Raw genomic sequence first — 14,799 nt, 5'->3', positions numbered from 1 at the left:
GCTAATCGCGAGGCCTTTGGTTTCGAGCTACATCAAGCCGCGATCAAAGCTGCGGGTTGAGCTTTTCGACCTTCGAATGCAGCTTGTTCAACGCGGCGATATAAGCCTTCGCCGACGCCGCGATGATGTCCGGGTCCGTGCCCACGCCATTCACGATCCGCCCGCTCTTCGAAAGACGCACCGTGACTTCGCCCTGTGCCTGCGTGCCGGTCGTGATTGCGTTGACCGAATACAGCACCAGTTCCGCGCCGCTATCCACCTTCGATTCGATCGCGTGCAACGTCGCATCGACCGGACCGTTGCCGCGCGCTTCGCCCGTCACTTCCGCGCCTTCGACCGCGAACACCACTTGTGCTTGCGGTTGCTCGCCGGTCTCCGAATGCTGCTTCATCGACACGAAGCGGAAGTGTTCCTTCGCCTGCGCTTCCGCCGATTCCTCCGAAACGATCTGCATGATGTCTTCGTCGAAAATTTCGGCCTTGCGGTCGGCGAGTTCCTTGAAGCGCGCGAACGCGGCGTTCACGTCGGCCTCGGATTCGAGTTGCACGCCGAGTTCTTCCAGACGCTGCTTGAACGCGTTACGGCCTGACAACTTGCCGAGCACGATCTTGTTCGCCGCCCAGCCCACGTCTTCCGCGCGCATGATTTCGTACGTGTCGCGCGCCTTCAGGACGCCGTCCTGGTGGATGCCCGACGCGTGTGCAAACGCGTTTGCGCCGACCACTGCCTTGTTCGGCTGCACGACGAAGCCGGTGATCTGCGAAACGAGCTTCGACGTGGGCACGATCTGCGTCGTATCGATGCCGACGTCGAGCCCGAAGTAGTCCTTGCGCGTCTTGATCGCCATCACGATTTCTTCGAGCGACGTATTGCCCGCGCGTTCGCCGAGTCCGTTCATCGTGCACTCGACCTGACGCGCGCCGCCGATCTGCACGCCCGCCAGCGAATTGGCGACGGCCATGCCGAGGTCATCGTGACAATGCACGGAGAAGACCGCCTTGTCCGAATTCGGGATGCGCTCGCGCAGCGTCTTCACGAGATTGCCGTACAACTCGGGCACGCCGTAACCGACCGTATCCGCGATATTGATGGTGCGCGCGCCTTCGTCGATCACCGCTTCGAGCACGCGGCAAAGAAAGTCGATGTCCGAACGGCTGCCGTCTTCCGGCGAGAACTCGACGTCGTCCGTGAACTTGCGCGCAAAACGCACCGCAAGACGCGACTGCTCGTACACCTGTTCCGGCGTCATGCGCAGCTTCTTTTCCATATGCAGCGCGGACGTTGCGATGAACGTATGGATGCGAAACTGGCTCGCGGGTTTCAAGGCGTCAGCGGCGCGCTGGATGTCCTTGTCGTTCGCGCGGGCGAGCGAGCAGACCGTGCTGTCCTTGATCATCGAGGCGATCGTGTGGATGGCGTCGAAGTCTCCGTTCGAGCTGGCCGCGAAGCCCGCTTCGATCACATCGACCTTCATGCGCTCCAGTTGCCGCGCGATACGGATTTTTTCTTCCTTCGTCATGGACGCGCCGGGGGACTGCTCGCCATCGCGCAAGGTCGTATCGAAGATGATCAACTTGTCTGCTGCCATGTTGGACTCCAGTGGGGAGAATTATCGACTGTTGGAATTATCGCGTTGAAGCGAAAGACAAAAGGGAATTCGGGTGTTCGCGCCACCGCTGGCGTCGAAAACCTTGAACGAGCAGACGGGAGGCGAGAAGAATCAGCGCGGTAGACGCGCTAGTAGCGATAGTGCGCGTAGCGACGCACCAGCCGAATAAAGCGAGAGGGAGAACGAGAAAAAGTTCATTCGAAAACTATAACGGCTTTTAGGAACGCGTGCAATCGGGCTTTCCGATCGAACCGATTGACTTTTACCTGCCGCTTGTCATGCAAAACAGCGCGTAGGAAAACAAAAAGCCTGCATTCCGTTGGGAAGCAGGCTTTCGTAGATTCAGACGGCTTACAACTTACGGCTTAGTAACCGCCGATACTCGCGCTCACGCGCTGACGCAATTCGCTACCGTCGGTGAACTGCACGTTGTCGATGCGGCGCGCGCCCTGGAAGCGCTGCTCCCAGTAACCGCTTTCCATGTCGTCAACGCGGATCGTGCTGCCGGTGGACGGCGAATGCACGAACTTGTTGTCGCCAATATAGATGCCGACATGCGAAAACGAACGGCGCATGGTGTTGAAGAACACGAGATCGCCTGGCTTGAGATCCGACACGCGGACCTTCTCGCCGACACGGCTCATTTCCTCGGCGCGGCGCGGCAAGGTCATGCCGAGCGTGTCCTGAAAGACGTATCGCACGAAGCCGCTGCAATCGAGGCCGGAATCCGGTGTATTGCCACCCCAGCGATAACGCACGCCAATCATATTGAGTGCGCCGACGACCACATCGCCCGCCTTGCTGGCAACGCCAGAAAGAAACGAGCGTGCGCCGCCAGGAGCGCTGGCGGTGTCTGCCGTGGCGGCGACTGGGCTGATCTGGGAGGAGTTCGAAGCGTTGCCGTTGCTGGCAACTTGGCTACTTTGGCTATTACTGCTGACTTCGTCGGCGAACGCGCCGGAAGTTGTTGTCATCAGAAGGCCGATCAACATGCCTGCGGCTGCCCGCGCGCATGTCTGAGTCAATGTCAATGGCTGCATCGGTCGGTAGGTTTTACAATTAAAGACTGAAAAATCAGGGAGATACGAGAAAGTTTGGAAGGATACTAGCCACAAATTATTTAACTGTCAAAAGAAATAGGAAAATACAATTGAGACGAGCACCCAATTGATGAAAAAGAAAGATTTTTAGGATTCCAGCGCTGCCCTCAGTAGCTTTCGTGTGTATTCCTCTGAAGGGTTCGAAAAAATCTTCTCTACTTCTCCCGCTTCCACGACAATTCCGTTTCTCATCACGGCCACGCGATGCGCCATTGCGCCGATCACTTCGAGGTCGTGGCTAATGAAAACATAACCGAGATTGTGCTTCTTCTGAATATCGGCGAGCAGCGTCAGAACTTGTTGCTGAATCGAAACGTCTAGTGCACTCGTCGGTTCGTCGAGAATCAGAATGCTGGGTTCAAGCACCAATGCTCGCGCAATTGCGATGCGTTGCCGTTGTCCGCCGGAAAACTCGTGCGGATAACGCGTAAGCGCCGTCCGATCCATCCCCACCTCACGCAGCACGGCAATGACCTTGTCGCGCCGCGCCGGCGCCTTCAGTTCCGGCCGATGCAACGCAAGCCCCTCCCCGACGATTCGTTCCACCGTCTGACGAGGCGAAAGCGAGCTGAACGGGTCCTGAAACACCACTTGCAGATTCGACCGCAGCACGGTTTTTTCGCGTCCGCGAAAATCGCCGAGCGCGCGCCCCTGGAACTGCACCGCGCCGTTCGAGACACGCTGCAAGCCGAGCAACGCCATGGCCAGCGTGGATTTGCCCGATCCTGATTCCCCGACGATGCCAAGCGTCTCGCCTTGCCGCACGGAAACGCTCACGTCGTCGACGGCTTTGAAGCGGCCGCGCTTGAACCAGCCGTTGATGCCTGGCAGTTTCGTCGCATAGTCGACCGAGAGGTTTTTCGCGTCGAGCAAGACCGGCGCGATGGGCAGCACGGGCAGGACGTGGCGCTTCGGTTTGCTTTCGAGCAATCGCTGCGTGTACGGGTGCTGCGGCGAGGTGAAAATCTGCTCCACCGGCCCGCTTTCCACCAGAAGACCCTTCTCCATCACCGCGACGCGCTCCGCGAAGCGCCGCACGAGATTCAGATCGTGGGTGATCAGCAGCACGGCCATGCCGCGCTTCTCGGCTTCGTCACGCTGCAGTTCCAGCAGGAGATCGACGATCTGCGCGCGGATGGTCACGTCGAGCGCGGTGGTCGGCTCATCCGCGAGCAGAAGGCGCGGCAGGCACGCGAGCGCCATCGCGATCATCACGCGCTGACGCTGCCCGCCCGACAACTGATGCGGATAGCTGTCCACACGCCGCTCGGGCTCGGTGATGCCGGTACGCGCCAGCAACGCGATGGCACGCTGACGCGCCTCGCGCGGCGTCGCGCCGTCGTGCAACTGAATGGTCTCGCCGATCTGGTCGCCGACCGTGTAGAGCGGATTGAGCGCGGTCATCGGCTCCTGAAAGATCATCGCGATGTCGGAGCCGCGCAGGCCGCGCATCGCGTGCTCGCTCTTCGACAGCAACTCCTCGCCGTTAAAGCGAATGGAGCCGCTGAGTTCGGCATCGCGCACGAGGCGCAGGATCGCCAGTGCGGTCACGCTCTTGCCCGATCCCGATTCGCCGACGAGCGCCACGCGTTCGCCCGCGCGAATGTCAAGGCTCACGCCGTCGACCGCGACGGTATCGCCGAAACGCACGCGCAGGTCGTCGATCGCCAATAACGGTTCGCTCATGCTCGCGCTCACTTCGCGCCTCCGGCCTTCACCGCATCCGCAATCCGCGTGTCGAGCGCGTTGCGCAAGGCGTCGCCCATGAAAGTCAGAAGCAACAGGGTCGCCACCAGCACGCCGAAGGTGGACAGCGAAATCCACCACGCGTCGAGATTGGCCTTGCCTTGCGCGAGCAATTCACCGAGCGACGGCGTCGGCGACGGCACGCCCAGCCCGAGAAAATCGAGACTCGTGAGCGCGAGAATCGCTCCGCTCATGCGAAATGGCAGGAATGTGATGACGGGCGTCAGGCTATTGGGCAGCACATGCCGCCAGATGATCTGCCAGTTGGACAAACCCATCGCGCGCGCGGCGCGTACGTAGTCTTGCGTGCGGTTGCGCAGAAACTCCGCGCGCACGTAGTCCGACAGCCCGATCCAGCCGAACAGCGACAGCAGGATGACCAGCAAGACGAGGCTCGGCTCGAAGATCGACGCGAAGATGATCAGCAGATAAAGCTCCGGCAACGCACTCCAGATTTCGATCAGCCGTTGCCCGGCGATGTCGGTCCGGCCGCCGAAGTAGCCCTGCACCGCGCCCGCCACCACGCCGAGCACCGTGCCGATGGCCGTCAGCACGAGCGCGAACAGCACCGATACGCGAAAGCCGTAGACGAGCCGTGCGAACACATCGCGCCCGCGGTCGTCGGTGCCGAGCCAGTTCTCGCGCGACGGCGGCGCGGGATTCGAGCCCTTCGAGAAGTAATTGAGCGTGTCGTAGTAATAGTGATTCGGCGGATAAACCGCGAAATTGCCCGGCGCGCTGAAGCGGTCGCGCACGAACGGGTCGAGATAATCGGCGGGCGTCGGATAGTCGCCGCCGAACGTCGTTTCCGCGTAGGTCTGCACGATCGGAAAATACAAGTGTCCCTGGTAGCGCACGACGAGCGGCTTGTCGTTCGACCAAAGCGGGCCGGCCAGGCTGATCGCGAACGCCACGACAAACACGATCAGACTCCAGTAGCCGAGCTTGTGCTGCCTGAAACGCATCCACACCCGCCGCGAAGGCGATGGCGAAACCGGCTCGCGCAAGGGCTGCGCATCGGCGGCGCCGCGTGAGGATCGTGAAGAAGCGGCTCGGTTCATCAGCGCTCCAGTTGCTCGAATTGAATGCGCGGATCGACCCAGACGTAGCAGAGATCGGAGATGAGCTTGGTCGCAAGCCCGATCAGCGTGAAGAGATAGAGCGTGCCTAGCACGACGGGATAGTCGCGCCGCACCACGGATTCGTACGAGAGCAGTCCGAGTCCGTCGAGCGAGAACAGCGTTTCGATCAGCAGACTGCCCGTGAAGAATGCGCCGATAAACGCTGCGGGAAAGCCGACGATCAGCGGCAGGAGCGCATTGCGGAACACGTGCTTCCAGAGCACGCGTCTTTCGGAAAGGCCCTTCGCGCGCGCGGTGAGCACGTATTGCTTGCGGATTTCGTCGAGAAACGCGTTCTTGGTCAGCATGGTGACGATGGCGAAGCTGCCGACCACCGACGCCACCACCGGCAAGGTGATGTGCCACAGATAATCGACGATCTTGCCGCCGAGCGAGAGCGTGGCCCAGTTATCCGAAGTGAGATTGCGCAACGGGAAAAGCTGCCAGAACGAGCCGCCGCCGAACAGCACGAGCAGCAGCACGCCGAGCACGAAGCCGGGAATCGCGAAACCGATCAGCACGATGAGACTCGTCGCCACGTCGAAGCGCGAGCCGTTTCTCACCGCCTTCGCTATCCCGAGCGGCACCGATATCAGATAAGTGATGAAAAACGTCCATACGCCGATGCTGATCGACACCGGCAGTTTCGACACGATCAGCGACCAGACGCTTTGATGCCGGAAGTAACTGTCGCCGAGATCGAAGCGCGCGAACTTGCCGAGCATCAGCCAGTAACGCTGCAAAGGCGGCTTGTCGAAGCCGTAGAGCGCCTTGAGTTGCGCGACCTGCTGGGCATCCACGCCAGTATGCGTGCGCAGCCCGAAGCCGCCGCCGCCTTCCGCGTTGCCGCGCCGCAGATCGTGCACCGCCTGCTCGACAGGCCCGCCCGGCACGAACTGAATCACGACGAAGGTCAGCGTGAGCACGCCGATGAGCGTCGGGATCATCAACAGAATGCGTTTGAGTATGTAGCTCCACATGGCGCGCGGTCCTGTTATTTCGACGCGGCGGCTTTCGCCCACCACGCCGACACTACCCACTCTTCCGCCGTGTAGTAGAGCGGCAAGGTCGCGGGGTACTGAAGCGTATTGCGATACGCCACCCGATGCGTCGCCGAATACCAATGCGGCACCACGTAATAGCCATTCATCAGCACGCGATCGAGCGCGTGAGTAGCATCGACGAGTTGTTCGCGCGTCTGCGCGCCCACCACTTTTTGCAGAATCGCGTCGACCGCCTTCGACTTCACGCCGGCGAGATTGTCGGAGCCTTGCTCGTCGGCGGACTTGCTGCCGAAGCGCGAGACTTGCTCCGTGCCGGGAATCTGCACGTCGGGCATGCGCACGCTCGTGACGTCGAAATCGAACGCGTCGAGCCGTTTTTGGATCAGCGCGTAGTCGACGGTGCGAAAGTTCATCGTGATGCCGAGCTTTTGCAAATTGCGCCCGAACGCGGCGGCGACCGGTTCCATGGAGGCGCCGCCGCCCGTATCGTCGAGAATCTCGAACACGAAGGGCTCGCCCTTCGCATTGCGCAGCGCGCCATCGCGATACGTCCAGCCCGCCTCGGCGAGCAATCCGCGCGCCTTGATGAGGTTGGCGCGCAGCGATCCGGGCGGGTCGGTGTCGGGCTGACGCGGCATCTCGCCGAACACGGACGCATCGAGGTCCTTTTTGAGCGGATCGAGAATGGCGAGTTCGCCGTCGCTCGGCTTGCCCTTCGCCTGCAAGTCCGTATTGACGAAGAAGCTGTCGATGCGCCTGTACTGATTAAAGAACAGTTGCCGGTTGAGCCACTCGAAGTCGAGCGCGAGATCGAGCGCCTGACGCACGCGCACATCCTTGAAGAGCGGCCGGCGCGTGTTCATGAAAAAGCCCTGCATGCCGGTGCCGTTATGCTGCGGGAATTCGCGCTTGATGAGTTCGCCGCTGTCGAAGCGCTTGCCGATATCGCGCCGCACCCAGCTTCGCGCAACGTATTCGACGAGCACGTCGTACTCGCCCGCCTTGAAGGCTTCGAGCCGCGCGACCGGGTCCGAATACAGCTTGTAGTGAATCTGCGCGAAATTGAACAAGCCCACGCGCACCGGCAACGCCGCGCCCCAGTAGTTCGGGTTGCGCTTGTACGAGATGGTGCGGCCGTTGTCGTATTGGTCGATCAAATACGCGCCGCTGCCGATCGGCTTCTGAAACGCGAGTTGATCGAACGGAATACGCGTGCCGTCGGGCTTCACTCCCCATTTGCGCGAAAACACGGGAATGCCGCCCGCGAGCAACGGCATCTCGCGCGTCGCGGTCTTGAATTCGAAGCGAATGGTCGATGCGTCCACCACGACCGCGCGCGCGATCTGCCCGAAGTACACGGAGAACTGCGGCGCGGCGAGCGGGCTTTTCAGCGTCTCGAACGAGAACTTGACGTCCTCGGCGGTAACGGGATCGCCATTCGAGAAATGCGCTTTCGGGTTGATGTGGAACGTGGTGGACAGGCCATCGGGTGCGACGGCGATGTCGTCGGCAAGCAAGCCATAACCGGTCGATACTTCATCGAGACTGCCGGTGGTCAGGCTTTCGAACATCAGCGAGAGCCCCGGCGCGGGATTACCGCGCAAGGTGAACGGATTGAATTTGTCGAAGCTCGTCAGGCGGTTCGGATTGGCGAGTACGAGCGTGCCGTCGCGCGGCGCGTCGGGATTGACGTAATCGAAGTGACTGAAGCCGGCCGGATATTTCGGCTCGCCGTACTGTGCGTAAGCGTGCGCCGCCTCGGCCTGGTTCGCGCCCGAGACGATCGATCCGGCCAGCGCGAGCGCAATGGCCATGCGCCATGCGCGGGTTGGGCGGATCGTCGTGCGAGTCGTCATAAGCTCCTTGGGCGCCGGGTATCGCGCAATCGACGTTCGGGTCGGGCAGGCCATTGCGATGTGAGAGAATTCTACCCAAATCAAAAGCCGTGCGACCGTGGGTCAATTGCGCCGCACGCGCTTGAGGCTCACGCGGCGCGGGCAGATGCGGCTCGTTCGCCAACGTGCGCGACATTGACTTCAAAGGAGCATTCATGGGCTTTCTCGCTGGAAAACGAATTCTGCTGACGGGCTTGCTGTCGAACCGTTCGATTGCCTACGGCATCGCACAGGCCTGCAAGCGCGAAGGCGCGGAGCTGGCGTTCACCTATGTCGGCGAGCGTTTCAAGGATCGCATCACCGAATTCGCAACCGAATTCGAAAGCGATCTGATCTTTCCGTGCGATGTCGCGAACGACGCCGACATCGACGCACTCTTCGCGTCGCTCAAGGAACGCTGGGATTCGCTCGACGGTCTCGTGCATTCCATCGGCTTCGCGCCGCGTGAAGCGATCGCGGGCGACTTCCTCGACGGCATGACGCGCGAAAACTTCCGTATCGCGCACGACATTTCGGCGTACAGCTTTCCGGCGCTCGCCAAGGCGGCCAAGTCGATGCTGTCGGACAGTTCGTCGCTGCTCACGTTGAGCTACCTCGGCGCCGAGCGCGCGATTCCCAACTACAACACGATGGGTCTTGCCAAGGCATCGCTCGAAGCAAGCGTGCGCTATCTCGCGGCTTCGATGGGCAACAACGGCGTGCGCGTGAACGGCATCTCGGCCGGTCCCATCAAGACGCTCGCGGCCAGCGGCATCAAGGGCTTCGGCAAGATTCTCGATTTCGTCGAAAACAACGCGCCGCTCAAGCGCAACGTGACGATCGAACAGGTGGGTAACGTGGCGGCGTTCCTGCTGTCGGATCTCGCGGCCGGCGTGAGCGCGGAAATCGTGCACGTCGATGCGGGATTCAATGCGGTGGTCGGCGGTATGGCGGGCGTGACGGAATAACGCCTGCGGCGCTCGGTCATGTGCAAAGGGCGGCTCTCTTGCGAGAGCGGCCCTTTTGCTTTTGTGCTCAGGTTTTTGCGAATGGCGGCGTCGTGACAGCCGCTAATACAGCGCCATTCATACGGGCGTGATCTTCGTGACCCTCGCCTTCGGGAACGTTGGCTTTGTGAAGAACGCCTTTGATAGCGTCGTCTAAAGGCTCGCTATGTCTGCCGACTCGGCAGCCACACTGGACCAGTGCGTTCAATGCCTGCCATGCGAACCACCATGTCCGTTGCCATGACCATTGCCGTGTCCGTACCCGTTACCGTGTCCGTGTTGCGGCCCGCGATTGTAGCCATGCCCGTAACCGTGGCCGTGATAACGGTTCCAGTCGTTCCGGTTCCAGTAACGGCGCCCATCCCAATACCGGTTACCGTACCAGCCGATGATCACGGGCGGACGCGCATAAACTGGAGCCGGCTGATAAATCACAGGCGGCGGAGGCGGCGCGTACACAGGCGCGGGTGCAACGTACACCGGCGCGGGGATGCCGACGTTCACGCCTACGTGTACATCGGCGTGCGCGGTGCCACTTATCGCTGACGCGGTCACGATCAACATGCCGCCCAGCACTAGCCCCATGACATTCACTTTCATCGCGTGGTCCTCGTTTTGTTTTGATTGGCTTGCGACAAAATATAACGGACGCCTTTCAGCGCAATATTTCAGCTTTGTAAGTTCTTCCCATGACGTGGCTCTCGTCAGGAGAAACCTTACCTTTTGTTACACGCTGCCGCGCGGCGACAAATAAAAAGCCACCCTTCGACAGGGTGGCTTTCTCTGAGCGCGACGTTCGCTCAATGGTCGTGATGACCGTGATCGTGATGATCGTAGTCGCGGCCGCCGTATCCGTGACCGCCGTGACCGTGGTTCCACTCGTCGCGGTTCCAGTAGCGATGGCCATCCCAGTACTGGTCGCCATGCCATCCGATCACGATAGCCGGTTGCGCATAAACCGGCGGAGGCGGCGGCGCATAGACCACGGGCGGAGGCGGAGGCGCATAGACCGGCGCCGGCGCAACGTACACGGGCGCGGGCACGCCGAGATTGATGCCGACGGAAACGCCCGCCATGGCCGCGCCGGACAGCGTCATACCACCGATGACGAACGCTCCTGCGAGCGCGGATGTCCTCAATACCTTGTTCATGTGAAGCCCACCTCGATGGGATGTTTGTTGTGTTGAGTGGACTATATCGAACGAACGCCTTTGCTTGTGTGCCACTTGGTAACGTCCCATTACCAATGCCTACCAGGCAAATGATTACGGAGAGTAAGGATCATGCACGCCGCGCGCCAATGAGAAACGGCGGCTCGTGAAAGCCGCCGTCAGGGACCGTGCAACGGGCACTAATTGGGCAGTTCCTGTCCGCGCGTTTCAGGCGCGAGCGGAATCACCGCGAGGCCGATGAGAAACGCGATACCCGTGAGCGCGATCGGCACGCCGAGCGTCTTCATATGCAGCACCATCGCGCCGATGCCGAAGTTCACGATCGCGCCGAAGAAGCGTCCCACCGACGTGCAGAATGCGAACGCCGTCGCCCGGACGCGCGTTTCGAACTGTTCCGGCAGCCACAGGCTGAAGAGCGCGAAGTTGCCGCCGAAGAAGCCGAGCACGACGAGCAGCGCAATGAACGGCACGAGCCCGTTCGGCAGATAGAACGCCCAGCCGAACGACAGCGCAATGGAAGCCGCCATACCGACGAAATACACCGCGAGCGTCTTGCGCCGGCCGATGCGCTCGGCCATCGGCGGCAAGGCGAGACAGCCGATGATCGTGCCGATGGACAGCAAGCCCGTCGCGATCGACGCCATGCGCGCGGCTTCCGGCTTGCTCATGCCGGCCTTCGTCGCAAGCTGAATGACTGCCGACGGTTCATACACCGCGCCCGCCCACAGACCGATGATCGCCACGGTCAGCAGCACCGCCGCGACGATCGTGCGCTTGCGATACTGCGGCGAGAAGATCGTGCGCAACGAACCGTGCTGCTTGACGGCAGGCGCGCTCGTCGCTTCGGCGCGCTGCCACTTGTCGGTTTCCTTCACGCGCAAGAGCACGAGAATCGATACGACGACCGGGAACAGTCCAACCAGAAACATCGCGCGCCAGCCGAATGCCGCGCCGATCGTGTAGTTGAGCGCGGCCGCCAGAAAGAAGCCCGCGTAATACCCGGTTTGCAGATAACCCGCGCCCATCTTGCGACGATCTTCCGGCCATGCCTCGGCGACGTAGGTTCCGGCAAGCGCCCACTCCCCGCCTATGCCGACGCCCGCAAAGAAGCGATAAATGCCCAACTCCCAAACCGAATGCGATGTCGCGGCCAGCCCCGTGAAAATCGCGAACGTGAAAATGGTCGCGGCGAGCACCTTGGTGCGCCCGAAGCGATCGGCGAGCGGTCCCCAGATGAACGACAGTCCCCATCCGACCAGAAAGAGCGCGAAGAGTATGGAGCCTGCAAGACCGACGTTCGCGGGCGTGGCCGCGTAGCCCGAACGCGGCAGCAGTTCGGTGAGCGCGGGCGCAAGCACGAGCGCGTAGATGAAAGAATCCATTCCGTCGAGCGTCCAGCCGGCCCACGCACCCCAGAAGCCGGTGATCTGCGAGCGGTTGAGCGGGGTTTTGATCGGGCGCGAGGCGCGTAACTCTCGGTCCACCGTGGTTGGCATGGCCATGTCTCCGGAAAGGGGAATATAGATACACGCGCGCTCTCGATTCTTGTCAGCCGCTCCCAGCTTAGGGAAAGCACCTTCTGTGAAGTCGCGCATCGTTTTATATATAATATTTGAACATTGACACGCGGCAAGTCCGCACTTACACCTAGCCATGCCGACAGATCTCTCCACTTCCGATGCAGCGCAGCCACTTGCATCGTTTCGTCACGCACAGTTCGAACCGCGCCAGAGCACGTCGCGCTTCATCGCGGATGCGTTGCGCACGGCTATCGTCGAAGGTGCGTTGTTGCCGGGCGAACCGCTGCGCCAGGACGCCATCGCACGGCAGTTTTCGGTGAGCGCGATTCCGGTGCGCGAAGCGTTCCGGCAGCTCGAAAGCGAAGGCTGGGTGACCATCGAGCCGAATCGTGGCGCGGCCGTCAGCCTGCAATCGGCCGACGAGGCGCGCGAGATCTACGAGATACGCGCGTCGCTCGAAAGCTTGGCGATCGGCATCGCGCTCGAACATCACACGGCGCAAACGCTCGCCGAATCGCAACGTCTGCTCGAAGCGGCGGAAAGCGAGCCGGACCCGGCGCTCTACGTCGTGCGCAACGAGCAGTTCCATATGAGCCTTTACGCGCCCGCGGACCGGCCGCGTCTGATGGAGCTGATCGGCCAGATGCATCGGCGCGGCGAACGTTATTTGCGGCTGAAGCTCGGCTTGCCGATTCACAAGGATTCGTCGGATGCGGAGCATCGCGCGATTCTTGCCGCGCTCGTCGCCCGCGATATCGAACAGGCGCAAACGCTCGTCGCGCGTCATCTGCTTGCGACAGGCGATTTGATCCACCGCTTTCTCGCCGATGCGCAAGCGCTTGCCGCGGCGAGCCATGTCAAGAAGAAGCGCCGCCCGCGCGCCGCGCCCGCAACGGCTTCTGCAACCTCTTTGAAGGAGGATCGATGAACTCGTCCCCGACGCCTGCCACGTCGCCCGCGCGCGACACGAGCCCGCAAACCCGGCAGTGGAACACGCGCGCGCAGGAAAAAGCGCGCCGCCTCAAGCTGATCGAACCGTGGCTCGACGGCTCGGTGCTCGCGACCGACCGTATCGTCGATGCCTTGCACGCGCTGATCGTCACGGGCGACCGCGTGGCGCTCGAAGGCAACAATCAGAAACAGGCCGACTTCCTCTCGCGCGCCTTCGCCAGACTCGATCCCGAACGCGTGCACGACGTTCATCTGCTGATTTCGAGCATCAGCCGCCCGGACCATCTCGCGCTGTTCGAACAGGGCATCGCGCGCAAGGTCGATTTCGCGTTCGCCGGTCCGCAAAGTCTGCGCGTCGCGCAACTGCTCGAAGACGGACAACTCGAGATCGGCGCGATCTATACGTATATCGAACTGTATGCGCGCATGTTCATCGACCTCACGCCGCAGGTGGCGCTCGTGTGCGCGGTGCAGGCAGACCGGCACGGCAATCTCTACACGGGCGCGAACACCGAAGACACGCCTACCATCGTCGAGGCCACCGCGTTCAGACATGGCATCGTGATCGCGCAGGTCAACGAGATCGTCGATGAACTGCCGCGCGTCGATATCCCCGGTTCGTGGATCGATGTCGTCGTGAAGGCAGACCGCCCGTTCGCCGTCGAGCCGCTCTTCACGCGCGATCCGCGGCATATCGGCGAGTTGCAGATTCTCATGGCGATGATGACCATTCGCGGCATCTACGACCGCTACGGCGTGACTTCGCTGAATCACGGCATCGGTTTCGATACGGCGGCCATCGAACTTCTGCTGCCGACATATGGCGAATCGCTCGGGCTGAAGGGAAAGATCTGCACGCACTGGGCGCTCAATCCGCATCCGACCTTGATCCCCGCGATCGAAAGCGGCTGGGTGCAGAGCGTGCACTGCTTCGGCAGCGAGGTCGGCATGGAGGACTACATCACGGCGCGGCCGGACGTGTTCTTCACCGGCCGCGATGGCAGCCTGCGTTCTAACCGCGTGTTCTGCCAGTTGGCAGGGCAATACGGCGTCGATCTCTTCATCGGTTCGACCCTGCAGATGGACGCCGACGCCAACTCGTCCACCGTCACGCTCGGGCGGCTGGCGGGCTTCGGCGGCGCGCCCAACATGGGCCACGATCCACGCGGGCGCCGTCATTCGAGCGAGGCGTGGCTCAAGCTGCTGAAAAACGACGGCCCGAACCCGGCCATCGCGCGCGGTCACAAACTCGTCGTGCAGACCGCCGAGACGTACAAGAAAGGCGGCGAGCCGACCATCGTCGATGCATTGGATGCCATCGCCGTCGGTGAAAAAAGCAACATGCCGATCGCGCCTGTCATGATCTACGGCGACGATGTCACGCACGTCGTGACGGAAGAAGGCATCGCGTATCTGCATGCGGCCGAAGGTGTCGATGAGCGCCGCGCCGCGCTTGCCGCCGTGGCGGGCGTCACGCCCATCGGCATGCGCGCGGATGCGAAGAAGACGGCGGAGTTGAGAAGGCGCGGCATCGTCGCGTTGCCGGAAGACCTCGGCGTGCGGCGCGGCGAAGCAAAGCGTTCGCTGCTCGCGGCACGCAGTATCGACGACCTGGTGGCGTGGTCGGGCGGTCTGTATGCGCCGCCTGCGCGCTTCAGAAGCTGGTGAGCGCGATGGGTTCGTGTATGTCTGACC

12 protein-coding genes are annotated in these 14,799 nt (G+C 61.7%); 3 read left to right on the top strand and 9 right to left on the bottom strand.

All coding sequences use genetic code 11. The annotated features are described in order from the left end of the window. Positions 1–43: 43 nt before the first annotated feature. The 6 genes from P9292_RS31890 to P9292_RS31865 form a co-directional block, all read right to left on the bottom strand. Positions 44–1,588 (bottom strand): 2-isopropylmalate synthase, encoded by a 1,545-nt coding sequence (locus P9292_RS31890; RefSeq protein ID WP_244825503.1) that lies wholly within the window; start codon positions 1,586–1,588, stop codon positions 44–46. Between the two features lie 386 nt (positions 1,589–1,974). Continuing rightward, the gene (locus tag P9292_RS31885; protein WP_250509200.1) at positions 1,975–2,649 is read right to left on the bottom strand and encodes a C40 family peptidase; all 675 of its coding nucleotides are present in this window, start codon (positions 2,647–2,649) and stop codon (positions 1,975–1,977) included. A gap of 147 nt (positions 2,650–2,796) precedes the next feature. Further along, entirely contained in the window at positions 2,797–4,395 is a 1,599-nt protein-coding gene (locus P9292_RS31880; protein WP_309962947.1) for a dipeptide ABC transporter ATP-binding protein, read from the bottom strand. 8 nt (positions 4,396–4,403) lie between these two features. Then, positions 4,404–5,516 carry an ABC transporter permease gene (locus tag P9292_RS31875; RefSeq protein WP_250465141.1) on the bottom strand — a complete coding sequence of 371 codons (1,113 nt, stop codon included), beginning with the start codon at positions 5,514–5,516 and terminating at the stop codon, positions 4,404–4,406. Next, the gene (locus tag P9292_RS31870) at positions 5,516–6,556 is read right to left on the bottom strand and encodes a microcin C ABC transporter permease YejB (protein ID WP_250465142.1); all 1,041 of its coding nucleotides are present in this window, start codon (positions 6,554–6,556) and stop codon (positions 5,516–5,518) included. The genes P9292_RS31875 and P9292_RS31870 overlap by 1 nt, the downstream gene beginning before the upstream one ends. 14 nt (positions 6,557–6,570) lie before the next feature. After that, positions 6,571–8,394 (bottom strand): extracellular solute-binding protein, encoded by a 1,824-nt coding sequence (locus tag P9292_RS31865; protein ID WP_250465300.1) that lies wholly within the window; start codon positions 8,392–8,394, stop codon positions 6,571–6,573. Positions 8,395–8,630: 236 nt separating this feature from the next. Here P9292_RS31865 and fabI point away from each other — a divergent pair, with 236 nt between their 5' ends. Beyond that, entirely contained in the window at positions 8,631–9,422 is a 792-nt protein-coding gene (fabI, locus tag P9292_RS31860) for an enoyl-ACP reductase FabI (protein ID WP_244825511.1), read from the top strand. Positions 9,423–9,665: 243 nt separating this feature from the next. Here fabI and P9292_RS31855 read toward each other — a convergent pair whose 3' ends face one another. The 3 genes from P9292_RS31855 to P9292_RS31845 all read right to left on the bottom strand — a co-directional run bounded on the left by P9292_RS31855 (position 9,666) and on the right by P9292_RS31845 (position 12,129). After that, positions 9,666–10,061 carry a hypothetical protein gene (locus P9292_RS31855; RefSeq protein ID WP_309962944.1) on the bottom strand — a complete coding sequence of 132 codons (396 nt, stop codon included), beginning with the start codon at positions 10,059–10,061 and terminating at the stop codon, positions 9,666–9,668. Positions 10,062–10,261: 200 nt separating this feature from the next. Then, the gene (locus tag P9292_RS31850) at positions 10,262–10,612 is read right to left on the bottom strand and encodes a hypothetical protein (RefSeq protein WP_370652022.1); all 351 of its coding nucleotides are present in this window, start codon (positions 10,610–10,612) and stop codon (positions 10,262–10,264) included. A gap of 200 nt (positions 10,613–10,812) precedes the next feature. After that, the gene (locus P9292_RS31845; protein ID WP_244825515.1) at positions 10,813–12,129 is read right to left on the bottom strand and encodes an MFS transporter; all 1,317 of its coding nucleotides are present in this window, start codon (positions 12,127–12,129) and stop codon (positions 10,813–10,815) included. 157 nt (positions 12,130–12,286) lie between these two features. On the opposite strand from P9292_RS31845, the gene P9292_RS31840 reads away from it, so the two are divergent. Continuing rightward, the gene (locus P9292_RS31840; protein ID WP_244825517.1) at positions 12,287–13,081 is read left to right on the top strand and encodes a GntR family transcriptional regulator; all 795 of its coding nucleotides are present in this window, start codon (positions 12,287–12,289) and stop codon (positions 13,079–13,081) included. Then, complete coding sequence (gene mdcA, locus P9292_RS31835; RefSeq protein ID WP_250465146.1) at positions 13,078–14,772, top strand: malonate decarboxylase subunit alpha; 1,695 nt, start codon at positions 13,078–13,080, stop codon at positions 14,770–14,772. Before P9292_RS31840 ends, mdcA begins: the two co-directional genes overlap by 4 nt. The last annotated feature ends 27 nt before the right edge of the window (positions 14,773–14,799 follow it).

The sequence above is a fragment of the Caballeronia sp. LZ001 genome, from assembly GCF_031450875.1.
GTDB lineage: Bacteria > Pseudomonadota > Gammaproteobacteria > Burkholderiales > Burkholderiaceae > Caballeronia.
Note: the sequence above shows the minus strand (reverse complement) of the source record. Positions and strands in the feature narration are given on the sequence as shown.

What these genes read in the sequence shown, in the direction of transcription:
- P9292_RS31890 (WP_244825503.1), bottom strand. Translation starts at nt 1,588, where the DNA reads ATGGCAGCAGACAAGTTGATCATCTTCGATACGACCTTGCGCGATGGC.
- P9292_RS31885 (WP_250509200.1), bottom strand. Translation starts at nt 2,649, where the DNA reads ATGCAGCCATTGACATTGACTCAGACATGCGCGCGGGCAGCCGCAGGC.
- P9292_RS31880 (WP_309962947.1), bottom strand. Translation starts at nt 4,395, where the DNA reads ATGAGCGAACCGTTATTGGCGATCGACGACCTGCGCGTGCGTTTCGGC.
- P9292_RS31875 (WP_250465141.1), bottom strand. Translation starts at nt 5,516, where the DNA reads ATGAACCGAGCCGCTTCTTCACGATCCTCACGCGGCGCCGCCGATGCG.
- P9292_RS31870 (WP_250465142.1), bottom strand. Translation starts at nt 6,556, where the DNA reads ATGTGGAGCTACATACTCAAACGCATTCTGTTGATGATCCCGACGCTC.
- P9292_RS31865 (WP_250465300.1), bottom strand. Translation starts at nt 8,394, where the DNA reads ATGGCCATTGCGCTCGCGCTGGCCGGATCGATCGTCTCGGGCGCGAAC.
- fabI (WP_244825511.1), top strand. Translation starts at nt 8,631, where the DNA reads ATGGGCTTTCTCGCTGGAAAACGAATTCTGCTGACGGGCTTGCTGTCG.
- P9292_RS31855 (WP_309962944.1), bottom strand. Translation starts at nt 10,061, where the DNA reads ATGAAAGTGAATGTCATGGGGCTAGTGCTGGGCGGCATGTTGATCGTG.
- P9292_RS31850 (WP_370652022.1), bottom strand. Translation starts at nt 10,612, where the DNA reads ATGAACAAGGTATTGAGGACATCCGCGCTCGCAGGAGCGTTCGTCATC.
- P9292_RS31845 (WP_244825515.1), bottom strand. Translation starts at nt 12,129, where the DNA reads ATGCCAACCACGGTGGACCGAGAGTTACGCGCCTCGCGCCCGATCAAA.
- P9292_RS31840 (WP_244825517.1), top strand. Translation starts at nt 12,287, where the DNA reads ATGCCGACAGATCTCTCCACTTCCGATGCAGCGCAGCCACTTGCATCG.
- mdcA (WP_250465146.1), top strand. Translation starts at nt 13,078, where the DNA reads ATGAACTCGTCCCCGACGCCTGCCACGTCGCCCGCGCGCGACACGAGC.